The organism is Marinomonas epiphytica, from assembly GCF_054780655.1.
This window is the reverse complement of record NZ_BAAGVX010000026.1, coordinates 293,191-318,841: the sequence shown is the minus strand read 5'-3', so window position 1 is coordinate 318,841 and position 25,651 is coordinate 293,191. Positions and strand designations below refer to the sequence as shown.

Sequence of the window (25,651 nt, the reverse complement as noted above, 5' to 3'; positions counted from 1 at the left end):
CCGAAATCATGCCTTGATTATTTTTTTAGAGACTTAAACCCATTTTTAGGGTCGTCTAATAATTCAATAAAACCTTGTATATCTAAAATAGCACACATATGGTCAATAACGGTTCCCGCTAACCAAGGGCGCTTTGTTCTATCTGTTCGCCATTTTACTTGAGTGGGCTCAAGGGAAATAGCCTCTGCTACCTTTTCACAGGCAATCCCCCAGTCTGAACGATCAAGCTGAATGACAAATTGAAAATGTTCTTTGAGCTCTCCTTCATAATGATCAGGCATTACCCATTTAGCCGTATCCACGGTTCTAACGTTATGGTCGCCAACGTTTAAAATACCCATAAACCAATCCGGCTGACCAAAAATGCTGGTCAATTTTTCTTGGTCAGTTTTATGAATTCCGCCTAGCTCAACTAACGGAACGGCCATTTTGAGCCCTCCAACATAAAACAGTAAGCATTCAAACCGACTCTTCGCCCAGGGTAAAGGCTCGGTTTTAGCAATATAACGGCTTGGCTCTGGCTCTGGCTCTGGCTCTGGCTCTGGCTCTGGCTCTGGCTCTGGCTCTTCAATATTAGCTACCACTGTAGATTCCGGCAAAGCCTTTTCCACCGCTTCTTCAAAGCCCCCCATAGTCTCATCAGGCACTATTTCAGAGGCTTCAACGTCATCAGATTCTTGAAAATCCGAACTTACTTCACTGTTTAATTGCGGTTCTACTAACTCAACGTTTGCTGATGATTCTTCATCTGAAGAATCGCTTTCGTCCGTGGACTCTGCTACCTCAATAGTTGCCTCACTGAGTAGGTCATCGAGATAACGCTGCAACGCAAGCTGTGGGCCTAATGCTTGCTCTTCTTTATGTTTAGTGTCTTTCATAGCTATTTAGTGGTTCGTACGTTCTAGCAAGGTAGTCATCAAGCTCGAATAGGCTTTCACACCTCGGGCGTTATGGTCTAGCGCAGAGGGTGCTATTCCTGCCGTGCTGGCATCACGTAACTTGGTATCAACGGGGATAACCGACTCCCACACGAGCTCGTCATAGGCATCTTTCAAACTGCGTAAACTTTTAGTCGAAGCTTGAGTACGTTTATCAAACAAAGTTGGCACTATCATATAAGGTACAGGGCGTTTTCGAGCACGATTAATCATTGTTAGGGTTCGCACCATGCGCTCCAAACCTTTAATTGCTAAGAACTCAGTTTGCACTGGAATAACCAATTGCTGGCAGGCTGCTAGTGCGTTGATCATCAACACGCCTAAAACAGGAGGGCTGTCGATCAGTACATAATCATAACTGTCCCATAAAATGGCCAGCGTTTTAGAGATAACCAGCCCCATTCCACCTTGAGCTTGCGCGTGTCTTTCCAAGGTCGCCAAAGCAGTCGATGCAGGAAGCAGGGATAAATTAGGGTGCCCCGTATCCAATACGAGCTGGGCGGGTAACTCAGGAGGTATTTTTCCTGCCACCTGAAACAAGTCATAAGAGCTATGTTCAATGGAATCGGGATCAAAACGAAAATAACTGGTCAAAGAGCCATGAGGGTCTAGGTCTACCATAAGCACTCGGTGTCCGGCATCCGCCAATAAGCCAGCTAGGGTGACAACACTTGTTGTTTTTCCCACTCCACCTTTCTGATTTGCTACTGCCCAAATGTGCACTCATGTACCCCTGATAATATTTGCTCTTTCAATTAAGTATTAAGTGAAAGCGACTCTCACTTTCTTAACAACAATCATATACAGTTTGAGGCTAGTCGAACAAGTAATCGTGCAAATTATCTGACTTTGCTTTACTCACTCTTAGCACTACGCGACGATTTTGTTGCCTTGCAAACTCATTCGTGTTTCTAACTTTAGGATTGACGCTAGAAAAGCCGATAGGAGCGACTGTTTTAGGGTCCAACCCTCTATAGACTAATTCTTCAACCACTGCGGCCGACCGTAAACTGGATAAATGCCAGTTTGATACCAAACGCTCAGATTCAACAGGTAGATCGTCTGTGTCGCCTTCAACCAACACCACTGAAGGATACTGTTGCAATACGATTGCCACCTGCATTAGTAATGCCACGGCTTCATTCGTCAATTCATATTCACCGGAGCCGAACAAAAGTTGAGACTTTAACTCTAAATTCACCCAGTTTGCCGACTCTGAGACGACTATTTGGCCAGTTTGCTGCAAACCTTCAAACTGGCTTTCGACGATTTTATTAAGCAAATCAAACACATTAGAGGGTGTCACAGCCTCAACAGGCGCCTCTTCAACTAACGGAGTAGCAGGAGGAATGGGCGCAGCCTCTAATTGCTCATTTTGTACAGGCTCGCCAATAATGGGCTCACCTATATTAATGGGCTTTACTGACTTTTGTACTGCATCAAACACACCTTGCAATGTTTCAGTCAGTTGTTTTTCACTACCAGCATTTTGTAAAGACAAAGAGTACAACGCCACAAAAAAGGCAAACAGCAAGGTAATAAAATCGGCGTAAGATAGAATCCAACGGTCGCGCCCCTGGTGCTCAGATGTCGCTCTCTGGTTAGCCAACTGACGACGTTTCGAGACCCGGCGCGGTGTCTTACTCATACGCACTCAATTCTAAATCAAGTCGTTGAGGGTGCTTCCCAATGGAGATACCATGCACACCGTCGATCAACAGCTGGTGGTACAATAACTCCGTATCCACATAGCCCTTTAACTTCTTGGCAACAGGGAAGACGACAAGGTTAGCAAAGCCTTGACCGTACAAAGTGGACACGAACGCCACGGCAATACCTTGACCAAGTGCTTCGGGACTATCCAGGTTTGCCATGGCTTGTATCAAACCTAAAACCGACCCCATGATGCCTAATGTTGGCGCATAGCCCCCAATGGACTCTAAGAATTCGATACTCACCATACGTTTATCACGCATTCTGATGGCGTCATCGTGTAAACGGTCTGAAAGTAAATCAGGGTCTGTACCGTCGATTGCCATTTTTAACGCACGACTGACAAATGGGCTATCTAATGAGTCTATATCCCCTTCTAAAGAAAGGAGGGAGCTGCGGCGGGCTTTATTAGATAGGTTAGTAATTGTATTACGAGCTAATTGAAAGTCATAAGAAGGCGGAAACAGGCTCCATTTAACCAAAACTAAAGCTCGCAAAGCGTCACGCACACTGCTTTGGATTAACGTGGCACCAAAACTACCAATAATAACGATAATTGCAGAAGGCAGATTGAGCAAGAGTACCATCTCGCCCCCGCCTAACCAGTTCGCTAAGAAGACCGAGCTAAAAGCAATGACGATGCCAGCGAGGGTAATAAAGTCCACTAACCAACCTCGTGAGCAATGCGTTCGCCAATATGATCTAAAGTGATAATTTCATCCGCTAAATCCGCTTTTTCTACTGCCATCGGCATACCATAAATTACGCAAGACTCTTCACTTTGAATCCAAACTTTAGATCCTGAGCTTTTTAGCATTCTTGCGCCTTCACGGCCATCAGCCCCCATACCTGTCATCACCACAGACAAGACCTTACCGGGGTAACACTTAGAAGCAGAACCAAAGGTAACGTCCACAGAAGGCTTATAGTTTAATCGCTCATCACCATCTAGAATTCGGACACATCCGCCGTTTCGAGGGTCCACCATCATTTGCTTACCACCTGGAGCAATTAGAGCAACACCTGCTTGCAGTTTGTCACCATCCTTGGCTTCCCTTACAGTAATTTGGCAGAGATTATTCAGACGGTCAGCAAACGCTCCTGTAAAAGCAGCGGGCATATGCTGCACAACAACCAGTGGAACAGAAATGTTTTTCGGTAACTTAGTTAGAACATTTTGTAAGGCCATGGGCCCACCCGTTGAGGTACCAATCGCAACCAGACTGACTTTTTTACGCATGCGAGGAATAATAACCCCACGTTCAGTCACAATTGGTTTAGGTGCAGCTTTCGGGGCCAGACTCACAGCTGGTCGAGTCGCTCCCCCCACTCGGGTGCGAGCAACGGTAACAACTCTATCTCGTAACGTTTTCTTAACGATTTCAGAATCTCGAGAAATATCTTCGAAATTCTTGGGCATAAAGTCAACAGCACCCGCTTCAAGCGCATCAAGTGTAACCTGAGCACCTTCATGAGTTAATGAAGAAAACATCAACACAGGTGTCGGCTTATTTTTCATAATATGAGTAACAGCTGAAATACCATCTAACACAGGCATTTCGTAATCCATTGTTACCACATCAGGAGACAACGACTGAACTTTTTCTACCGCTTCTTTACCGTTATTAGCGGTACCTATTACGGTTAATCGCGGATCAGCCTCAAATATTTCGACCAAGCGACGCCGAAAAAAACCAGAGTCATCAACTACTAAAACCTTAACCGGCATATACTTTTTCTCCAGCGCTAGGGCAATACTTACCTAGACGCATAACCTTTCAACATACTTGGCACATCAAGGATTAAGGCAATACGCCCATCGCCTGTAATAGTGGCACCAGAGATACCAACAGTTCCCTGCAACATTTTTCCAAGAGGCTTGATAACGACTTCTTCTTGGCCAACCAATTGGTCAACAACAAATCCGACTTCATTCATTCCAACTTGTACAACTACTACATGGGCTTCTTCTGGTTGCGTATCTCCACTTGCTCCTTTCACTAGCCAGTGTTTTAAATGGAAGATAGGTAATGTCTTACCTCGAATAACAACCACCTGCTGGCCATCCACTATATTGGTTTTCTTCAGGTTCAAGTGGAATATTTCGTTTACACTCACCAATGGGAAAGCAAATGCTTGATCTTCTAAGGTCACCATTAATGTTGGCATAATGGCCAAGGTCAATGGCACTTTAATAATGAATCTCGAGCCTTGGCCTAGAACAGACTTAATATCCAGTGTTCCATTTAACTGAGAAATCTTAGTCTTTACCACGTCCATGCCAACACCACGGCCTGACACGTCGGTAATCTCTACCTTGGTTGAAAAGCCAGGTGCAAAAATTAGGTTAAAGGCTTCGTTATCAGACAAACGTTCTGCAGCATCTGAGTCCATCAACCCTTTTTCAACCGCTTTTTTACGTAATACATCAGCATCCATACCGGCTCCATCGTCTTCAATGGACAGCAAGATATGATCCCCTTCTTGCTCTGCTGACAGTACAACGCGCCCTTCACGAGGCTTACCATTTGCTTCCCTAATGTCTGGAAGCTCTACCCCATGATCCACTGAGTTTCGCACCAAGTGAACCAAAGGATCGGCCAATGCCTCAACTAGGTTTTTGTCTAGATCGGTCTCTTCACCATGAAGAATCAATTTTACTTCTTTCTTCATATTGCGAGCCAAATCACGTACTACTCGCGGGAAGCGACCAAATACTTTTTTGATTGGTTGCATGCGGGTTTTCATGACCGCATTTTGAAGGTCACCTGTCACTACATCTAAGTTAGAAACCGCTTTACCCATGGACTCATCGTCACTTTGGAGCCCTAAGCGAACTAAACGGTTTCGAACCAGTACTAGCTCACCAACCATGTTCATGATGTCGTCAAGACGCTTAGTATCAACACGTACCGTGGTTTCTTGCACTACAGGCGAGTTCGCTGCCTTCGCAGCAGGAGCCGCTGATTTAGCTTTCTCTGGGGCGTCTTTAGGACTGGCGGCTGCTTTAGGTTGTGCTTTTTGTGGTTGAGCCTTCTTGGCTTGAGTTTTTTTAGGTTCAGCTTTAGCACTGTCTGGCTGAGCAGAGTCCACTTTTGGAGCCTGCCCTTTACCATGCAAGCTGTCTAATAAAGATTCAAACTCATCTTCGGTAATTAGCTCAGAATCAGAGGCACTAGACTCTGTTGTATCGGACGCCTCAGCCTTAGCAGTTTTCTCTGCTTTAACTTCCTCTTTTTTGCTGGAGGCAGGCTCTCTGCTTTGAGCCTCATTCGCGCTAGAAGCACCGGGAGCTTGGTCACCATGTAATTGGTTTAATAGTGCTTCAAACTCATCCTCAGTAATGTCATCTGATTCTTGCTCTACCTTAGGCGAAGACTCTTCTTTTTTCGACTCATCAATTCCAGGGGCTCCACTACCATGAAGTTGATTTAATAGGGCATCAAATTCATCTTCGGTAATATCGTCATCCCCTGAAGGTTCAGTTTTGGCTTCGGCGGGAGTTCCATCGTCACCTAGGGCGTCTAATAACGACTCAAAGTGATCATCCGTTATGCTAGCTTCCTCTGTTTCACCCGCATTGCTAGACTCGTCATTATCCAGACTTGCTTCTTCAGGCTCTTCAAGCTCCGTGCTTTCACCCTCACTTTCACTTTCGCCAGCCAGTTCCTCTTCACTAGGGGGTTGGGCATAAACACTTAGGGCTGAAATAAGTTCAGGGTCGGCTTTTTCAGGTTCGCCACCAGCACGCACCGTTTCAAACATTTCGTTAACGGCATCAAGCGCACGCAGCACAATATCCATTAGGTCGGCATCTACTTGACGCTGACCGTTGCGTAGAATATCGAAAACGTTCTCAGCATAATGACAACAATCAACAAGCGCAGTTAGCTGTAAGAAACCGGCTCCACCTTTTACCGTATGGAAGCCACGAAAAATAGCGTTAAGTAAAGCGTTGTCATCTGGGTTTTGCTCCAAATCAACCAACTGCTCTGATAACTGCTCAAGTATTTCCCCTGCTTCTACGAGAAAATCTTGTAAAATTTCTTCATCGACCTCGAAACTCATCCTCAGCCCCTTTTAGAAACCTAAGCTCGACAGTAAATCGTCGACTTCATCTTGGTTATTTAATATTTCTGGGTTATTGTCTTTTTTAATGGCAGGGCCATGTCCGCGAGAGTCATCCACTTCCGTTTCTTTTCTTTCATGTTCTATGCCGGAAATACTGTCTACACGACCAGCCACTGCAACCAGATGCACTAGCTTTTCTTCCACTTCACGAATAAGCGTATTTACTCGAGTAATCACCTGACCAGTAAGATCTTGGTACCCTTGCTCTAGTAAAATAGTATTTAAATTAGTATGTAGGGTTGTCGCACTGTCATCCGTGTAAGCAAGGAAAGCATCTATTCTTTTATACAGCTCACGAAATTCTTGCGGCGTTAGATCTCTTTGAATGAGTCGGCCCCAATCCTTGCGTAAATCTTTTGCCTGAGCCTGCAACTCACCGGCAACGGGTAGACTGCTATCCACCATATCCATGGTTTTATTAGCCGCTGAGTTAGTCATTTCAATAACGTAAGTTAAACGGTCTGAGGCATCGGTGATTTTAGATGCGGTATCATTGTCTGCTGCCTGGAGTTCAACCGCATCAAATGTAAAATCACGGATCGCATCGTGCAAACTACGTGTTAACAGCCCTACTTCGTTATAAAAACTATTATGGCGTGCCTCACTCAATTCTTGAATGATCTTGATCGCACCGGAAAAATCACCACTTTCTATACGCCCAACCAGATCAGAAGCGCCATCCTTTACTAAATTTTCAAAGTCGCCAAGTCCAGCGCCTAACTTATCCGTCATTAGAGTCACCTACTTAGTCGCGTCAATTCGCTCAAATATTTTCTCAATCTTTTCTTTTAATGCCACAGCAGTGAAAGGCTTTACAACATAACCGTTCACACCTGCTTGAGCCGCAGCGATGATTTGATCACGCTTCGCTTCTGCTGTGACCATTAATACAGGAGTACTTTTTAACTTTTCATCTGCTCTAACCGCCCTTAGCAAGTCTATTCCTGTCATACCTGGCATATTCCAATCAGTAACAAGAAAGTCTATAGAGCCTGTTTGTAGAATTGGCAAAGCCGTCACACCATCATCCGCCTCTACTGTGTTGGTGAAACCTAAATCCCTCAAAAGATTCTTGATAATCCTTCTCATAGTTGAGAAATCATCAACAATCAGGATTTTCATGTTCTTATCCAATGCAACCTCCGTACCCTAAAGGTAATCTCTTACAACTCATAAATTAATCTCGCCAATCCGTTAATCTAGAACGTAATCTCATAGCCGCTTGGCTATGAATTTGGCTAACTCTAGATTCGCTGACGCCCAAAACAGCGCCAATTTCTTTTAGGTTTAGTTCGTCATTGTAGTACAAAGACAGAACCATTTTTTCTCTTTCAGGTAAACCATCGATTTCTTTTGCAAGCTGAACCTGAAAACCATTATCTTCCACTAGGCTGTAAGGTGAGCTGTCATTACTTGTCGCCGCTTCATCTAAGTGTCCACCTTCTGAATCTAGCATTTCTTCATAGCTAAATAATTGCGAAGACATATTAGAGTGAATAATGTCGTGATATTCTTCGATGGAAATCCCCATATGGGCAGCTACTTCCATATCAGTCACGTCTCTGCCAGTTTTTGCTTCAAGCTCTTTAATCGCATTATTAACAGCACGACCATTTTTACGCACGGAACGTGGCGCCCAATCTGACTTACGCACCTCGTCCATTATAGAGCCACGAATACGAATACCTGCATAGGTTTCAAAGCTTGCCCCCTTGGTCGATTCGAAACGTTTATACGCTTCAATCAACCCCATCATACCGGCCTGTATTAGATCATCTACATCCACGCTATCAGGCAAACGAGCTAATAAATGAAAAGCAATTTTTTTCACTAAATAAGCATACTGATCAACAATCGCATCCACTGAAAGCGTCGCTTTTTTACCGTATGTGTTGTATCCATTACTGCTTAACATTATATATGCTCATTATCCTGTCCACTTTAGAGACTGTTCTTACTTTATAATATAAACCTATAGTGCGCCTATTAGTAATAACATTTCTTAACTAACTACCGTACTTTAACGCCCCATAAAGCTGACTATAGTGCTCTGCTGTATAAACAGCACGGCTAATTATGTTATGAGCACGAGCTGGCTCAATATCATCAGGTATACGTTGCCCATCTGCAATATAAACAACTGGTAGACCTTCTTCAACTACCACACTAATCGCTTCTCCTAGAGAAGCAGACTCGTCTACTTTACTTAATACACAGCCATCTAGCTGAATCTGAGAGTAAACATCAACAACGGTTTTTAAGACCTGCCTTTGACTTGTACAAGGGAGCACCAGCAATTTACGAACATTGGCGCGAGCGCGTTTCATCATCAATAACTGGCGCTCTAAGTTTGAATCTCTAGGATTCATACCAGCCGTATCAATAAGAACTAATGAGTAGTTAGCATATTTAGCCAACACTTCATTTAAATCTGAATATTCACTTACAACTTCTACAGCAACATTTAAAATCCTACCAAAGGTTCTAAGTTGTTCGTGGGCTGCGATACGATAGGTATCAGTCGTAATAAGCACCACACTATCAGGACCATGCTTCAAAACATGCTGGGCTGCAATTTTACCAATTGAAGTCGTTTTACCCACGCCTGTGGGCCCCATAAAAGCCAAACAACCACTTAGCTCAGAAGACTGCGAGCGGACTGGAATGTAATCCGCGAGATGAGCAAGTAAACGATTCCAATCATCTTCGCGACCTCGCAATTCAATGTCATCTAATAGCCTTGAAATAACAAAGTCAGACAACCCTAATTTTTTTAACTTTTCTTTCGCTTGAGATTCAACTGGAGAACGTTTGGCATCAGAATTCTTTGCACTTTGACTTTGTTCGAGCAAGCTTCTAACTCGCTGAAGCTCTTCTTCCATCTCTTTTAGTTGCTGACTTTGAGCATTCTGGCGCAAAGACAGCGCTTCTTCGACAACTGGATCTTCATGATCAGGCTCTATGTCAGGCATTTCAAAGCGGTATGTCGCTTCACGGGGTTCCTGGGGAGTAGCTTTAGTCTCTTCCGGTTGCGGATTTTTTAGTTGTTTCGCACTTTCTATGCGTTGACGGTATTCATCCTGTGTAGAAGAACTCACTTGGGAATCAGGTGTGAGAGGAGGAGTAGGAATATCTTTTTTAGGCGTCGACAAACTAGAAGGCAAGGAGCCGTCGTAGTCTAATGCAGCCACTATCTCTATTTCACCAGTAGAGAGCCGCTGATTAGACAAAATGACAGCATCTGGCCCTACGGCATCACGTACTTTACGTATCGCTTGTCGCATGTCAGGTGCTCGAAACCGCCTAATTTGCATGAATTATTTTATCCTTCCCATTATTCTTCTTACAAATCCATAGCTTACCCGAAAGGTTATGATAAATATAGCCAGTAAATCACCTCAATATAAAGATACTATTGGCCAATAGCCCCCACCACTGTAATTCGCTTATGATCTGGCACCTCTTGGTAGGATAAAACCGACATATTCACCATGCCATAACGCATAAAACGCGCCAGCATAGGGCGTATGGGCGCCGAAACAATCAAGATTGGGGTATTCCCCATAGCTTCTTGCTGTTCTGCAGACTGTTTCAAAGAAGCCTGCAATTGTTCTGCCATTTGAGGTTCTAAAATAAGTGCTTCTTCATTTTTGATACCGGACTGCTGACTTTGCTGAACTGTCTGCATTAACATTTTTTCCAATTGTGGCTCTAGAGTCAGTACCGGAATCTCTTCGACACCATCAGCAAGGGTTTGAATAATCAAACGCGACAAAGAAACCCTAACGGCGGCCGTCAAAATCATCGGGTCTTGAGTTTTTGGCTGAACACCCATTATCGCCTCAGCGATTGTCCGCATATCCCGCAAAGGCACACCCTCAATCAATAAATTTTGCAGCACTTTCAACAGAACATTTAGTGGGACCGCATTAGGTACTAATTCTTCGGCTAATTTAGGATTATACTGTTTCAACAAGGTCAACAATTGTTGCACCTCATCATGACCAATCAATTCATAAGCATGTTTATGCATAATCTGATTAATATGAGTCGCCACCACTGTACTGACATCCACAACGGTATAGCCATAGGTTTGCGCTTGATCACGTTTTTTGGGGTCAATCCAAACAGCATCCAAACCAAATGATGGGTCTTTACCTGCAATACCGTCAATTTTGCCAAACACTTGCCCCGGGTCGATAGCAAGGTCTTTATCTGGGTGCACTTCTGCTTCCGCTAAACTCACGCCCATAAGGGTCACTCGGTAAGCATTCGGCATAAGATCTAAATTATCTCGAATATGCACACTGGGTACGAGAAAACCTAAATCTTGGGAAAGTTTTCGTCGCACCCCTTTTATTCGTGCGAGTAGCTCACCACCCTGGCCTTTATCAACCAAAGGAATTAAGCGATAGCCTACTTCTAAACCCAACATATCTACGGGTGCAACATCATCCCAGCTTAAATCCTTCACTTCAGCAGGAGGCGCACTTTCAGAAGAAGACTTACTCGCAGACTTAGTGCCTTTTTTAGCAACTTGCTTCTTGCGATACTCCAAGAAGTACGCTAAACCACCGATCGATGCAGCCAAAGACAAGAAGGATAAATGAGGCATGCCAGGGACTATCCCCATTATGCCCATTACGCCAGCTGCCACATAGAGCGCTTTAGGGCTGCCGAACATTTGACTAATGACCTGAGAGCCCATGTCTCCCGTTTCATTAACCCGTGTCACCATGATGGCCGCAGCAGTCGAAAGCATCAAAGAGGGCAACTGGGCAACCAACCCATCCCCTATTGTCAATAATGAGTATCGCTCAATGGCTTCCGTAAAAGACAAATCATGTTGCGCCATACCTATGGCCAGACCACCAATAATATTGATCCCTAGAATCAATAACCCTGCAATGGCATCCCCTTTAACAAACTTTGAGGCACCATCCATAGAACCGTAAAACTCGGCTTCTGCTGAGATTTCCATACGCCGTTGTTTCGCTTGATCCGCATCAATCATGCCGGCGTTTAAGTCCGCATCAATTGCCATCTGCTTACCAGGCATAGCATCCAAGGTAAAGCGCGCGCTCACCTCCGAAATACGCCCAGCACCTTTCGTGACCACCGCAAAGTTAATAATCATTAAAATAGCGAATACTACAAAACCCACTACATAATTACCGCCAATTACGACTTCACCAAAAGCCTCGATAACCTTACCTGCGGCATCTCCTCCTTCGTGGCCGTTCAATAACACCACACGGGTAGAGGCAACATTAAGCGCTAAGCGCATTAAGGTAGATACCAGCAGAACGGTAGGAAAAACAGCAAAGTCCAATGGACGCATGGAATATATCGCTACCAACAATACAACAATGGCGAGAGCAATATTAAAGGTAAATAAAACATCCAATAGAAATGCAGGTATTGGCAATACCATCATAGCCAATAAAGAAAGTAGCAAAATAGGAATACCTAAATTGCCATTGAAGATACCTTGCATCTGCCCGGCGACCCGATTTCGGTCAAAAATCACACACTACCTCTACTAAACAAGAACACTCTCACTATTGACCATCCCACTGGAATTCATCAGGTACATTCAACTCTGGCATAGCTTCAGGCCTCTGTGCACCTTGACGGACATTGCGTAACTGATAGACATATGCAAGAAGCTGTGCCACTACTTTAAACAATCCCTGCGGAATTTCATCACCAATTTCGGTGTGATGATACACAGCACGAGCTAAATCAGGAGACTGGATCACGGGGATATCGTAATGATTCCCAACTTCTCGAATTTTTAAAGCCATAAAATCTGCTCCCTTAGCAAGCATAACAGGGGCTTTACCACCAACTTGATCGTATTTCAGAGCCACTGAGAAATGCGTTGGGTTGGTAATGATTACGTCCGCATCTGGCACATCCGCCATCATGCGATTCATCGCTGCTTGCCTTTGCAATTGGCGGATTCGGCCTCTTACCTGAGGATCACCTTCTTGCTGTTTAAATTCATCTTTTACCTCTTGCTTGGTCATTTTAAGCTTTTCTTTATGAGACCAAATCTGAAAAGGCACATCTATCGCAGCAATAAGAACCAAGGCCAAGGAAACAAACACGAAAGACCAAATAACTATGTCTATACCATGAGCAACGGCCAATTGTACAGATTGGAACGGCAGACCAAGAGACTCAGCCAAGAAATAATTAATAACAAGAACTGAAACGAGGCCAACCAACAAGACTTTCGCAATGGATTTTAGCAACTCCACTAGGGATTGAGCAGAGAACATTCGTTTTAAACCAGAAATAGGGTTCATTTTACTTAACTTTGGTAGTAAAGGTTCCCAAGAAAAATTCAAACCTCCCAAAGCAATACTCCCCACAATCCCAGCCGCTGCTAAAATAGACATTAACAGCACCATGGAGTCCATTACTGCGACCACGGATTCATAGAGATGAAATACCATTCGGCTTAAATCAAACAGATCTTCCCGTTCAATAAGAAAATTAAAATTAAATAAAACAGATAAGTCACGAACCAGGAGCGTCCCTGTGCCATACAGGGTTGCAGCAGCCACTATTAGCAAAAGGGCAGAGCTAAGGTCTTTAGAGCGGGGGATATTACCTTTGTTTCGGGCATCTTGTAGTTTTTTACTACTGGCACTTTCCGTTTTTTCGCTACCGTCTTCGTTCTCAGCCATCTAACGAATTCCCCACGCTACTTTTAGCCATTCTGTAATCTCATTAAAGAAAAGCAGATAAATATCTAAAAAATCTTCCAGCATTACCCAAAAGAAGAATAAAGAAAATAACATAATTATAGGAAAACCCAACGCAAAGATATTCAATTGTGGCGAGGCTTTAGCGACAACGCCAAACGACAAGTTAATAATCAACACTGAAATGGCTAAGGGTAGAACGACTAACAATGCTTTTTCGAACATCCAGCCCCCCAGTAACACCAACGACCAATAGCGATCACTATCAAAGCCTGCACCAATTGGCCAATAGTTGAAGCTGTCCGCAAGGTATTCAATCATCACCAAGTGCCCATTAGTCGCCAAAAAAGCTAGCGCCACCATAGACAAGTAGTATTGCCCCAATGTGGCGACGGATATTCCGTTAGCTGGGTCATTCGACATAGCAAAACCCAACCCCGCTTTCATGGCAGCAAGCTGCCCCGCCAAAGCAAACAATTGAAACAAGATAGTGACCACAAAACCTAACACAAAACCGATAACAAGCTGTTCAGCAATTAAGACGACAAAAGCAGGAGAAATAGGGTCAAACGCGGGTTGATCTATCAGCGGTGTCACGATAATTGAAATAACAAAGGCAAAAGCAATTCGCACTCGAGCGTTGACTAGCTGACTGCCAAACAAAGGCAAAGCCATTATAAAGGCGCCAATACGAAAAAAAGGCAACATAAAGCTGATGGTTAAAGACAACAACTGATCAGGGTTAAGCTCCAGCATTACCCTATCATCATTGGAATATTAACAAACAGCGCATTGGTAAAATCTACTAGCTCCGTCAATATCCAAGGCCCCAACTGCATCAGAACCAATATAGTAACAATTAGCCTAGGTAGAAAAGACAGGGTTTGCTCATTGATCTGGGTAGCAGCCTGAAATACGCTGACAAGCAAACCCACCAACAAACTTGGCATCATAACGACACCAACAATCACAACGATCAGGTAAAAACCTTGCCCATAGAGATCAAGTGCAACCTGAGGATCCATACCTAGACTCCAAAACTGGCGGCAAGTGTCGCCATTATCATCGACCAGCCATCTACCATTACAAAGAGCATAATTTTGAATGGCAAAGAGATAATTATTGGTGATAGCATCATCATACCCATCGCCATTAAGACACTGGCAACCACCATATCAATGATCAAGAAAGGTAAAAAAATCATAAAACCAATCTGAAAGGCGGTTTTAAGCTCACTGGTGACAAAAGCAGGCATTAAGATGGTGAAAGGAAGGGTTTCCAATGACTCTATCTCTCCTTCTTGCCCCGCAAGTTTTACGAATAAGGCGATATCGTCTTCACGGGTTTGAGCCAGCATGAAGTTTCGCATAGGAACTGAGGCTGCTTCAATGGCCTGTCCTGATGTAATTTCTTCATTTAAGTAAGGCTGCAATGCCACTTGATTCACCTCATTTAAGGTGGGCGTCATTATGAAGAGAGTCAGAAACAAAGCCATCCCTATCATTATCTGATTTGACGGAGTTTGCTGCAAACCAATCGCTTGTCGTAAAATAGCCAATACAACAACAATACGTGTAAAAGCGGTCATCATCATCAGGGCAGCAGGCAATAAAGTTAACGCTGTCATGATGAAGAGAATTTGTAGCGAAACAGTGTAATCCTGACTTCCATCAGAATTAGTAACAACTTTCACGGCTGGCAAGCCGACTTCAGCCCAAGACCAAGTGGGTAACAGAAAAAATAGTGCGACAACTATGCTACCAACAAGTTTATTCATTGCCATCCTTAGAGGTGTTACTAGGGGTCACTGCACTTGTGTCCTGCATTACTTGCGCAAAAGCACTACCGTTGGGAGTAAAACTTTTTAAATGCGTAATAGCCTGACTTGTCACGCCTAACAAGACTTTTTCACCTTCCACTTCAATTAGTACCACTTTCTCTTTTGCCCCAACTCCCTGCACACTAACGACTTTAATATCCGATTGATTGAATTTCATTTGCGCCAGCTGCGCCTTCTTAACCAACCAAAGTGCAGCAGGAATAAAAGCCACAATCACCACTAATGCCAATACGACTTTCCACACAGAGTAACCTGTATTCACAGCCGATAGATCAGCAGCATATAAACGAGAAACAGCCGTGCAAAGCACAGCTGTTAAGAAAAGTTTACTTTTAAATGGCCTGTTCACAAGCGCCTACTTTAATCTTTTAATTCGTTCTGATGGGCTAACCACATCGGTTAAGCGTATACCGTACTTATCATTGACTACAACCACTTCACCATGGGCAATCAGAGTCCCATTCACCAGCACATCTAAGGGTTCTCCAGCAAAGCGGTCTAGTTCCACAACAGACCCCTGAGTCAATTGCATTAGAGTTCGAATAGCTATCTCAGTACTACCAAGCTCCATCGACAGGTTGACGGGAATGTCCATAATCAGGTCCAGGTCAGACCCTATGGAGCCTTGAGGTACTGCAGGACTGGTTAACTCATCTAGCTCCACTGGCTTTGCTTCTTGCTCTGACATGGCAGCCGCCCACTCATCTTCCGCGTTGCCATCATCTCCAGCTTCAGACATAGCCGCTGCCCATTCATCAGCGAGCTCTTCGTCCATTCCTTCCTGATCAGGAGATTGTTCTTCAGCCATGTTATTTCTTCACCTTAGTTATGGATATTTTTTCTTCTACTTGCACCGAGTAGTGCTCATTACTCACCCCAAGCTTCCCCTTGAAGGTTGGCACATCATTAGCTCTTACTGTAACAAACTCAGGCATTTCGATAGGAATAATATCACCTTCTTTGAACTTTAAAACATCTCGCAAGGAGATTTTACGCTTTGCTACGCTTGCGGTTAAATTAACAGAAATGTCTTCAATATCGCGCTCCAAAGATTTGCCCCAACGGTCATCTTTTTCATCTACATCACTTTGCACACCCGCATCTAATAATTCTCTTACAGGCTCGATCATAGAATAAGGCAGAGTAATATGTAATTCACCGCCACCACCGTCGAGCTCAATATGGAAGGTGGAAACAACCACAACCTCACTCGGGCTAACGATATTAGCCATGGCAGGGTTCACCTCAGAACTTAAATATTCTAACTCGAGTTTTAACACTGGCGCCCAAGCTTCTGTTAAATCAATAAAAACTTGTTCAAGCATGAGCTGTACAATACGGATTTCTGTGGGCGTAAATTCGCGTCCTTCGATTTTAGCGTGACGACCATCACCACCAAAAAAGTTATCAACCAGCTTAAAAACCAATTTAGCGTCTAAGATGAACAGCGCGGTACTTCTCAGGGGGCGAAACTTAACGAGGTTCAAACTGGTAGGCACATATAAAGTGTGTACATACTCGCCAAATTTCATAATTTGCAACCCCCCTGACGACACATCCGCAGTGCGCCTCAGCAGGTTAAATAGACTGATTCTGGTGTAACGAGCAAATCGCTCATTAATCATCTCAAGGGTCGGCATGCGCCCTCGGACAATACGTTCCTGACTGGTTATGTCGTAAGAGGCGACACCATTCGCATCTACCTCTTCTTCCTCAGCAGGTTTTTCATCCGCGCCGTGCAAGAGCGCATCAATTTCATCCTGTGATAATAAATCTTGAGCAGACATAAAGGGTTACTGCATCACAAAATTGGTAAACAAGGTGTCATCAATACCACCTCGGCCAGTTTCTTGCTCTAAAATACCATTCACCGACTCTACGGCAGCAAGCTTCAATGCCTTTTTACCTTCTATCGTTTGTAATTCTTCGAAGGACTGACTAGAAAACAGCAAGACTAAACTATTACGAATCAGAGGCATGTGAACTTTTACCGCATCGATCTGAGCCGCATCTCTTGATTTCAATGTCATGTTTAACTGCAAATATCTTTGCTTTCCAGCCACCATGAAGTCTACAACAAAGGGCGAATCTAATTCTAAGTATATGGAAGGGCCCTCTAGTACCACTTCTTCGGCATTAACGCCTTCGCCTTCTTCAGACTCAGCAGGACCGCTTAAAAATAGAAAATATGCCGCAGCACCACCACCAATTAGCAATACCAAAACCACTGCCAATATAATAATCAGCTTCTTCTTGCCGCCTTTTTTGGTTTCTTCACCGCCAACATCTAAGTCGTCTTCAGCCATACCCTAACCCTTAGGTTTGTTTATTCAAAATACTCAAAGTGTACACTAAGCCTATATTCTACAAAGAAAAAGCCTAGTCACCTAGGTTTTATCTAAGTTATGCGTAGTAATCTACGCCATTAGCAGAAACATAAGAAGTATTTTCTATAAGATCCGCTTCCAATTCTTCTTCAATAGAAGCAACCTGCCCTGCATATTGGCCTTGTTGCTGGTCTTTCTCTGCAAATTGCGTATTAGATGTGTCTCGCTCAGCCACATCCACATCTACCTGGTTTAAATCCATCCCTTGTTGTGCCAGCATTTCTCTTAATCTATGCATCTGGCTCTCTAATACGTCTCGGCTTTGCACGCTAGCTGCAACAAAACTCACCTGGGTGTTTGCGTCACTGTCCACACTCACTTTAACCGTTAGGCTACCAAGCTCAGGTGGATCTAGACGTATGTGCGCTGTATGCCCACCTTCTCTTGCTATCCAGGTAACCTTTTGAGCCATTTCGCTTGCCCAGTTAGGATGATTAGGAGGCACACTCATGGCTAAATTTTGTTGATTATTCGCATTTGTTAATTGTGTTGCCAGGCTAGCACTTAACGCTTTCGCCGCTTGGGGAGCAGAAACAGAACTGGCCATTCCCCCTACTTCTTGACCCACTCTCTCAGCCTGATTTGCCACTTTGGTTAATAGACTTTCTTGATCTTTTTTCCTGAGCTCTATGGTATCGTCCATAAGCACTTCATCTGTTGCTAAGGGCTCCCCTAACGACTCCAAACCACTTTTAGTGGCGGCAAGCGAATCCGCATCAAGTGAAACTCCCAATGCCATCGCAGCAGAAAGCTTAGCACCTTCTGAATTAAACTTATCACTTAACAGTGGTGCTCCTGTCACTGTTTGATCATTCGGCTTTGCTTCTGACATAGCAGAGGCCACAGCTGTAACTGAGGTTCCAGCCAGTTGTTTGGGAGCTTTATCCATTTGAGAAAGCACCCATGACAAATCATCGCTTTCAGTATCCGTAGCAATGGTGGCAGCTTCCCCTTCTTTTGGCAGCAACATATCATTGGACAAATTTGATGACGCCTGCTCAGCCCCTTGACTGGCTTCAAGCCCCACAGCCCCTTTCGCAGTTTTATCATTCGACAAGGCTTTTGTTGACGCTAATAGAGCACTAGACAATGCCACTGTGTCTAACGTTTTATTGCCCTGTTCGGTTTGCTTTGATAACGCTGTAGTATTCGCCTCGATATCCAAACCACTGTCTACAATAGGATTTGAAGCAGATAAAGGAGAAGACGGCAGAGTTGTGTCTGGTGACTGACTAAAATTGAGTGAAGAATCACCTATTTGTGAAACGCTATTCGTCACCGTAACGGATTGTTCAGCCGCCGTTGAATCATCCCCAGCTAAAGCACTCAAGCCTGCACCAGCCATAAAAGGTAATCCGGTATTCCCACTTTTTTGCTTGGGCTTTTCCGCTGTTTGCAGCACATCCTCTGGGGTTATATCTTCAACAGATACAGCCAGTTGATTCTGCGTAGAGCTGGATGCGGTTACAGAAGCACCTTGCTGACCGAGCAAAGGCATTTCTTGATTTGTTACCAGCTCTTTTACTGATTTTGCCGCAAGTTTCTCTTCTCCAGAAGACGGATTGAGCATCACTCTTGCTTCAGGGTCATCTAGTACAGTTGAAGCTTCTAGGTTTTCTATTTGCAACTGAGCCTCTTTTCCTTGCAGTGGCAAGGCCTCTCTAATTGCTGATGCTGCTCCTTGCTCAGGTAACTCTATAGCACCCGCTTTCGCAACAACTACTCCTGCCCCAACAGCAGCAGGAGTAACGATTGACGCTGGATCTTGTATTTCCCCAACCGTTACTGGCGCTACATCTGATTTTCCAGTAAAACGAGACGAATCTTGCAAAGAGGGGCTATTTATCAAGGGGGAAGTTTCTTCGGATGCCGTTACTGAAGCCTCAACCACACCTTGCGCTGTATCTTTCACGACGGGCAGTAAACTAGAGTGACTACTAAGGACGGTTTCATCCTGCTGAACGGCAAACTCACCACCATCCATCTGCAGAGTTTTGCCTCCTTCTGCCGTTGCTAACCCTACTCGCTTTACTGCCTCATTCACCCCAGCTTTCTCAGAGAGCAACTCGCCATCTTCTAAATCGGATGCCCCCAAAGTGCCGTTATGATTGGTCGCATCTTGTGTGGATAATTTTGTTTCGCCAACAGATTGAGTTTGTAAGTACTTACTTTCACTTTCATCTACTTTTTGCATGGAGGTAGATTTTGAACCCGCTGTTTTGTTTGCCTCAATAGACGATTGTGCGACCTTAAACGCATCATCGAATCCCCCCTCTGAAGAGGCTTTACTAGAGGCTCCTTTAGGAGATATTTGAGGGGACTCTGTAGAAACAGATAAAGCAAGATTAGAAGCTGTTTGCATATTTTCCTCCGTACGCACATTACCCTATGCAATAGGAGGGCCAACAACTCAAATTCAGTACTCTAATTGATAGCTTGCCGTCACTGAGCGACCACCTTGGGAAAACTCAATTCGTTTGCAAAGTTGATTCAATAAAGCAAAACCGCGGTTATAGAAAACCTCAGTATTAGGAATATCAAAAATCACCCTTTCAGTATCAAAACCATTACCACTATCTTCAACTGTTATCTGTAATACTGATTGCCCTCTAAGGGTTGTAACGCGTGCTTTTATCTTCACAAAGCCGTCAGTCAGGCTATCTAGAGCCTTTTGCCTATCTTCATAATAACGAGCAAAGCCTTCAGGGGTAGCCTTCTTATCAGACTTGAGCTTCAAGACTCCATGCTCAAGAGCATTAGAGTAAAGCTCTGATAGAATCATAAACACCTGCCCCGAGCATTTACTTAAACCTGGCTCAGCTGTGATAACCTGAAGAATGTAAGGCAGGGGGTCAATGCTTTTCAAAGATTGAGCATTTAGCTCGTACTCAAAAGAGAAACCGCCCGTCACTTCTGAAGCATCAATCAGAGTATTAGGCGATACAGGGTAGTGCTTATAAAGATGCGACAAGTCAATAGAAACAAACGTGTAGTCATCATGGTGATTCACTATCTGCGCCTGTAGCTCTGTTATTTGATCCTTACCAGCAAGTAATATGTCCTGCAAACCTGGCAACTTAACTTCCAGATCAACAGACTGCATGGCCACTATCGAGCTTTCTGAAATAGGGGCCATTTCCAATTGCGCCGACATAGCATTTGAGTCCTGCAACCCAAGGCACTGACCATTTGACGGAAAACGAATGAGTTGACCGGTTACCGAGTCTTGCAGGAGAAGATCAGGCAATCCTGCATTCCAAATTTCGACACTGCCTTCATGATGGCGCAAATCAATCAAAGCGCCAACCATACACATGTAATCTGGCAAACTGGATTTTAATCTATCATTCATTTTCAACAACACTTTTGTGGCAGAAAAGCCTTTCGCAGACATTTCGAAAAAGGCATCCGCCATAGAAAAAGCTGCAAAAACAGCTGAAAAGGAATGGTTATTGAAACGCCCAAGAAAGACGTGTAATCCACCATCAGGCTTCTTGGCCGACAAGAGCACATCTTTCTTAAAGAGATGATTAGAATGCGCAATATAGGTTAAAGCGGAATCATACAAGTTATTAAATTTGGCGATATTATCGTAAAGAGTTGTCGCCATTTCTTGATCGACACTTGTACTTCGAACCTCTTTTGCAAGCTGATCACTATTTACAGCACACAAATCAGAACATTCAAATCTTTTAACAACATGTTCAAGCTTTGTAGCCAGGTATTCGAATTTATAAGGCTGACACATAAAATCACCACCCCCTCTATTCAGAGAAAAAGGCAAAGATGTCACTTGATCTCCTTCACAAAGAAGAAGAAAAGAAGGCTGTAACTCTGCAGTAAGCTCTTGTAAATCAACTATTTCTTGCTTATTCGCAGTAGCAAGAAAGCTGGCTTTTATCATCAAAAGGTGGGGAACACGTTGAGAAACACTCGTGACAGCTTCCGCGAGACTAAACACCTGCGTCAAGTCATGACCTTGGCGTTCGATAAAATCTACTAAGTCATTACTGCTCTCATCGCAGACATCGACCAAGATAATTTTTAGAGCAAAGCCAGCCATCATAGGATACCTAAACGATACATTTGAGACGACTACCCACAGCCGTAAACATTTCTTTTATGAACAAAAACGCCATAATAAAACCCTTAAGCAGTCTACTCGTTTAGTTAAAAATCGTCCCACATCGCTGTTTTGCTATCGATACTTTTCACCTCACTTTGTGAGGTTTGTTTTGCCGCGCTTTGTTCAGATACATCACCCAAGTGTTCAAGCATTCCTGCAATGTTAGTTCGCGCTGATTCTAGCCTTGCATAACTTGACTGAATGTCAGACTCTACAAAATCGACAGAAGCAAGAATTCTTCGTTTCATTTGCTCTATTTGCTCAACAACCGTATCAACATCATGAGCTAAATCTTTCGCAATACGGTTACGCACCTGAGCACTTTCCTCTTGAGCAGAACTCAAACCAAATAGCACTCCTGCCATGACCTCTTGCAACCATTGGTCAACATTCGTAAGCAAAACTTCTTCTGCTAAAAGATCTTTCGCAAGCAAATCCAGCTTTTGAACAACCGTTTCATAACCTAATAAAACATTGTCATGAACATCTGAGAACGCCTGTACATTAACCCCTTTGACTTGCTTTTGATGCTCTACCACTTCAGGCACAACTACAGAATCAATCTCCGTTTTAGGTTGACCTTTATTATTGTTGTTCCCGCCTCGAATGTAAGTAGTTATTTGTTGCAGTTTGGTCGTTTCTTCGTAATTTCCATGCACTTTGAACTCATCATTAAGCGCATTTAGCAAGTTTAGAACCTGTTTACGTAAGCTCTCCAAGGCAACAGCAAATGGATAACACGCCCTACTCTCTGAAACCTTCACAGGGTAATCCCAAACCCCATTCGCCATTAAAATCAAACTATTGCGGAGAACATCTAGCTCTACACTAAGAGGTTCTAAACTAGCCTGTAACAAAATGAGGTTATCATTGAGGTTTTCGACTTTAAGCACGTATTCGGCCTCATTAATTTGTAAAGACGCAGAACAGTCTGCAAACAGAACAACGTCACTTACCACTTGTCCCAATGGTGTGTCTAAAGTCGCATCCATTCCTAATTGCTCTGCAATCGACTCTCTATTTTGCTCCCAAAAAGCCATAAATCCCTTACTGACGGCTTGCACCCCATCTTCAATATCAATGAGCAACTCGACTGAATTATTAACTTGAAAAAGCTGCTGTGTAATGCGCTTTTGCTGCTCTAAGAGTTGGTATCCCTTTTCTTTCTCCTGAGAACTTTTTGCAACCGCGGAACCGATATCAGTAAATTCATCTGATAGGCTATGTGCAGCTGCACTTTGCGCATATTGATTTTTGCCAAGATGATAATTAATCGTATGAAACCCGCTTCTTAAGCGTCGGCTCACCATTGTTGCAAATAAAAGAAACAGAAGCAGAAAGAGCAATGAGATAGAAACAATGTAATAGAGCGCATTCTGCTCCAAAGCTGCTCTATCAGCTTTCATTTGCACCGACGCTCGCATTAGCGATACATGCAGTAATTTTAGCTCATCTAAGACATGAAAAAGTTCACTGCGCTTAGATTCAGAAAGTTGAAATACCTGTTCGTCAGGCACGCCATAAAGACCTTCGAAGAAGGTCAATAAACTCTGATAGTCAGCAGGGGTGAATGCAGGCATTTTTTGTATGTGTTCTTCAATAAATCGAACTTCAGATTGCAAAAGATAAAGAGATTTAACCCCACGATTAGAACGCCCTTCCCCTATCAGCAAGGACTCAATTAGATACATCTCCACATTAGAAACTTGATACTCTAATGTTGCCAACCCTCTTTGACGCTGCTCTAATGCGGCGTGCTGTTGTTTCAACCAAGCGCCGCCAATGGCAGCGGACAAGATAAAAATCAGGAAAAAAAAGCCAACACGTTTATATAAGCTAGTAAAAACACTCTTCCTTGGCAGCAACAAAGCGTTTGTTTTATTCATTATGACCACTTTATCTTTTTAAAAAGGAAAACGGCATTTCACCGAAGGCTTTATAATGTAAAGATTACGAAGAGAAATACAACTGAAGAAGGGAATGCAGATACTATTTATTACAAGTTAGCATCCAAATAACGCCGCATGGCAAATTCATCGCTTTGTTTTTGCTCTAGTTTTTCATCAGCAACCTGTTCGATTTTTACTTTTTTGTCTTTTAGCCAATCCATACTTTGGGTTTGACTGCGTGCCTCTAGCCAACGCCGCATCGTCATTTCTGCTTGCTGTTCAGCTCGCCCAACTGCTTGCTCTTGTTGCATTACTGCTTGCTGCACTCGATTGACAAAATGCTGATAATTCGTTGTTAAGTAAGCACTGAGACCCAGTAAATTTCTTTCAGATTCATACTGAGCTGCATACTCCTTCAACTCGGCTAGCTTTTGCTTACTTTCAGCAACTTTTGAGCGATCTCTCGCTAATTGAGAAGCCACAGCATCTTCTTTGCGCTGAGCCAAATCGACCAGTATTTGCATTCGTTTAGACTGTTTCATTCCCTTCACCAACAGAAGATTTATGAGCCTCTATTATTGCCCTTTTGTCATAGCCATAACAAGCGCTTCTAAACTTTGATCTATAGTAAAGCTCTCTGCTAAAGCTTGCTGCAAAAAACCTCTAATCTCAGGCATCTGCACAATGGCCTGATCAAGGTCCTCATCGCTGCCTTTTGCATAGGCACCAACCGAAATGAGATCCTGATTCTGCTGAAATTTTGAATACAATTGTTTGACTCTCATGGCCCCCTGTAAATGAGCCTCACTGACTATTTGCGGCATCGCCCTTGATATAGAAGCCTCAATATCAATTGCCGGATAATGACCTTCTTCAGCTAAGCGACGGGACAATACTATATGACCATCTAAAATCGCCCGAGAAGCGTCTGCAATGGGATCTTGCTGATCATCCCCTTCAGTTAACACTGTATAGAAAGCTGTGATTGAGCCACCACCTTCACTGCCATTACCCGCTCGTTCGACCAATTGTGGAAGTTTTGAAAAAACTGAGGGTGGGTAACCCTTGGTGGCAGGCGGCTCACCTACTGACAAGGCAATTTCACGCTGCGCTTGTGCGTAGCGAGTTAAGGAGTCCATCAGCAGTAAAACACTCTTGCCCTGATCACGAAAATATTCAGCAATGCGGGTCGTTAACATTGCTGCTCTCAAGCGCATTAGGGCAGAATCATCGGCAGGGGATGCCACCACCACAGAACGTGCTAGTCCTTCAGGACCTAAAATTTGCTCAATAAACTCTTTAACCTCTCGACCACGCTCCCCGATAAGGCCGACAACCGTGACATCGGCTTGAGTAAAACGAGTCATCATGCCAAGAAGCATACTTTTGCCGACACCACTACCAGCAAACAAGCCTAAACGTTGGCCTTTACCCACAGTTAGCAGACTGTTTATTGCCTTTATACCCACATCTAAAGGCTCACTGATAGGCTTGCGTTGCAATGGGTTAATAATATCGCCATGCAAACTAACCGCACTCTGGCTTTTTATGGCTCCCTTGCCATCTAAAGGTTTCCCAAGGCCATTAACAACACGTCCCAATAAAGCATCACCCACCGGCATGAGACTTTCATCTAAGCAAGGTTTGACTCTAGCCCCTGGGGAAATACCATCAATCGCTTCAGTCGGCATGAGGTAAGTTAGGTTACCCGTAAAGCCGACTACTTCAGACTCTACCCACCGATCTTGGCGCACTTGCACTAAGCAACGGTCGCCCAAGGCGACGATGCAACCAACCGCCTCCATGGTTAGACCAACCATGCGCGTAACCTTACCTTCTAATTGTGGGAGGTGATGACGAGAGGACACACCTTCTAGCTTTTGCAACCTATCAAGTAACGTTGCCATTTGC

General features: G+C 43.9%; 24 protein-coding genes. All 24 read right to left on the bottom strand.

Annotated elements, in window-relative coordinates; genetic code table 11:
- Positions 1–17 precede the first annotated feature (17 nt).
- Positions 18–878 (bottom strand): chemotaxis protein CheW, encoded by an 861-nt coding sequence (locus ACYVGZ_RS06580; protein ID WP_460752929.1) that lies wholly within the window; start codon positions 876–878, stop codon positions 18–20.
- Positions 879–884: 6 nt separating this feature from the next.
- Positions 885–1,661 carry a ParA family protein gene (locus ACYVGZ_RS06575; protein ID WP_460752927.1) on the bottom strand — a complete coding sequence of 259 codons (777 nt, stop codon included), beginning with the start codon at positions 1,659–1,661 and terminating at the stop codon, positions 885–887.
- 91 nt (positions 1,662–1,752) lie between these two features.
- Entirely contained in the window at positions 1,753–2,586 is an 834-nt protein-coding gene (locus ACYVGZ_RS06570; protein ID WP_460752924.1) for a flagellar motor protein MotB, read from the bottom strand.
- On the bottom strand, positions 2,579–3,316 hold the full coding sequence (locus ACYVGZ_RS06565; RefSeq protein ID WP_460752921.1) for a flagellar motor protein: 738 nt from the start codon (positions 3,314–3,316) through the stop codon (positions 2,579–2,581). Before ACYVGZ_RS06565 ends, ACYVGZ_RS06570 begins: the two co-directional genes overlap by 8 nt.
- Positions 3,316–4,380, bottom strand: a complete 1,065-nt coding sequence (locus ACYVGZ_RS06560; RefSeq protein ID WP_460752918.1) for a protein-glutamate methylesterase/protein-glutamine glutaminase — start codon at positions 4,378–4,380, stop codon at positions 3,316–3,318. The genes ACYVGZ_RS06565 and ACYVGZ_RS06560 overlap by 1 nt, the downstream gene beginning before the upstream one ends.
- A gap of 29 nt (positions 4,381–4,409) precedes the next feature.
- A complete protein-coding gene (locus ACYVGZ_RS06555; RefSeq protein ID WP_460752916.1) occupies positions 4,410–6,719 on the bottom strand; it encodes a chemotaxis protein CheA in 2,310 nt (769 codons plus the stop codon).
- Between the two features lie 12 nt (positions 6,720–6,731).
- Entirely contained in the window at positions 6,732–7,514 is a 783-nt protein-coding gene (locus tag ACYVGZ_RS06550) for a protein phosphatase CheZ (protein WP_460752913.1), read from the bottom strand.
- A gap of 9 nt (positions 7,515–7,523) precedes the next feature.
- Positions 7,524–7,904: a chemotaxis response regulator CheY gene (locus ACYVGZ_RS06545; protein WP_460752910.1), complete on the bottom strand. Its 381-nt coding sequence runs from the start codon at positions 7,902–7,904 to the stop codon at positions 7,524–7,526.
- Between the two features lie 55 nt (positions 7,905–7,959).
- Positions 7,960–8,697, bottom strand: a complete 738-nt coding sequence (locus ACYVGZ_RS06540) for an RNA polymerase sigma factor FliA (protein ID WP_460752907.1) — start codon at positions 8,695–8,697, stop codon at positions 7,960–7,962.
- 91 nt (positions 8,698–8,788) lie between these two features.
- Positions 8,789–10,096: a flagellar biosynthesis protein FlhF gene (flhF, locus tag ACYVGZ_RS06535; protein WP_460752904.1), complete on the bottom strand. Its 1,308-nt coding sequence runs from the start codon at positions 10,094–10,096 to the stop codon at positions 8,789–8,791.
- A gap of 98 nt (positions 10,097–10,194) precedes the next feature.
- A complete protein-coding gene (gene flhA, locus ACYVGZ_RS06530) occupies positions 10,195–12,312 on the bottom strand; it encodes a flagellar biosynthesis protein FlhA (protein ID WP_460752901.1) in 2,118 nt (705 codons plus the stop codon).
- A 31-nt stretch (positions 12,313–12,343) separates the two neighbouring features.
- Positions 12,344–13,480, bottom strand: coding sequence for a flagellar biosynthesis protein FlhB (gene flhB / locus ACYVGZ_RS06525; protein ID WP_460752898.1), 1,137 nt, complete (start codon positions 13,478–13,480; stop codon positions 12,344–12,346).
- Positions 13,481–14,254, bottom strand: a complete 774-nt coding sequence (fliR, locus tag ACYVGZ_RS06520) for a flagellar biosynthetic protein FliR (protein ID WP_460752895.1) — start codon at positions 14,252–14,254, stop codon at positions 13,481–13,483.
- Positions 14,254–14,523, bottom strand: coding sequence for a flagellar biosynthesis protein FliQ (gene fliQ, locus ACYVGZ_RS06515; RefSeq protein ID WP_460752892.1), 270 nt, complete (start codon positions 14,521–14,523; stop codon positions 14,254–14,256). The genes fliR and fliQ overlap by 1 nt, the downstream gene beginning before the upstream one ends.
- A gap of 2 nt (positions 14,524–14,525) precedes the next feature.
- Positions 14,526–15,275 carry a flagellar type III secretion system pore protein FliP gene (gene fliP / locus ACYVGZ_RS06510; RefSeq protein ID WP_460752889.1) on the bottom strand — a complete coding sequence of 250 codons (750 nt, stop codon included), beginning with the start codon at positions 15,273–15,275 and terminating at the stop codon, positions 14,526–14,528.
- The gene (gene fliO / locus ACYVGZ_RS06505; protein WP_460752886.1) at positions 15,268–15,687 is read right to left on the bottom strand and encodes a flagellar biosynthetic protein FliO; all 420 of its coding nucleotides are present in this window, start codon (positions 15,685–15,687) and stop codon (positions 15,268–15,270) included. The genes fliP and fliO overlap by 8 nt, the downstream gene beginning before the upstream one ends.
- A 6-nt stretch (positions 15,688–15,693) precedes the next feature.
- Positions 15,694–16,146 carry a flagellar motor switch protein FliN gene (gene fliN, locus ACYVGZ_RS06500; protein ID WP_460752883.1) on the bottom strand — a complete coding sequence of 151 codons (453 nt, stop codon included), beginning with the start codon at positions 16,144–16,146 and terminating at the stop codon, positions 15,694–15,696.
- A gap of 1 nt (position 16,147) precedes the next feature.
- On the bottom strand, positions 16,148–17,125 hold the full coding sequence (fliM, locus tag ACYVGZ_RS06495) for a flagellar motor switch protein FliM (RefSeq protein ID WP_460752880.1): 978 nt from the start codon (positions 17,123–17,125) through the stop codon (positions 16,148–16,150).
- Positions 17,126–17,131: 6 nt separating this feature from the next.
- Positions 17,132–17,644 carry a flagellar basal body-associated FliL family protein gene (locus tag ACYVGZ_RS06490; RefSeq protein ID WP_460752877.1) on the bottom strand — a complete coding sequence of 171 codons (513 nt, stop codon included), beginning with the start codon at positions 17,642–17,644 and terminating at the stop codon, positions 17,132–17,134.
- Positions 17,645–17,741: 97 nt separating this feature from the next.
- Positions 17,742–20,087, bottom strand: a complete 2,346-nt coding sequence (locus tag ACYVGZ_RS06485) for a flagellar hook-length control protein FliK (protein ID WP_460752874.1) — start codon at positions 20,085–20,087, stop codon at positions 17,742–17,744.
- A gap of 54 nt (positions 20,088–20,141) precedes the next feature.
- Positions 20,142–21,791, bottom strand: a complete 1,650-nt coding sequence (locus ACYVGZ_RS06480; RefSeq protein WP_460752871.1) for a SpoIIE family protein phosphatase — start codon at positions 21,789–21,791, stop codon at positions 20,142–20,144.
- A 104-nt stretch (positions 21,792–21,895) separates the two neighbouring features.
- Entirely contained in the window at positions 21,896–23,737 is a 1,842-nt protein-coding gene (locus ACYVGZ_RS06475) for a hypothetical protein (RefSeq protein WP_460752869.1), read from the bottom strand.
- Between the two features lie 110 nt (positions 23,738–23,847).
- On the bottom strand, positions 23,848–24,282 hold the full coding sequence (gene fliJ / locus ACYVGZ_RS06470; protein WP_460752866.1) for a flagellar export protein FliJ: 435 nt from the start codon (positions 24,280–24,282) through the stop codon (positions 23,848–23,850).
- A 33-nt stretch (positions 24,283–24,315) separates the two neighbouring features.
- Entirely contained in the window at positions 24,316–25,647 is a 1,332-nt protein-coding gene (gene fliI / locus ACYVGZ_RS06465) for a flagellar protein export ATPase FliI (RefSeq protein ID WP_460752864.1), read from the bottom strand.
- Between the last annotated feature and the right edge of the window lie 4 nt (positions 25,648–25,651).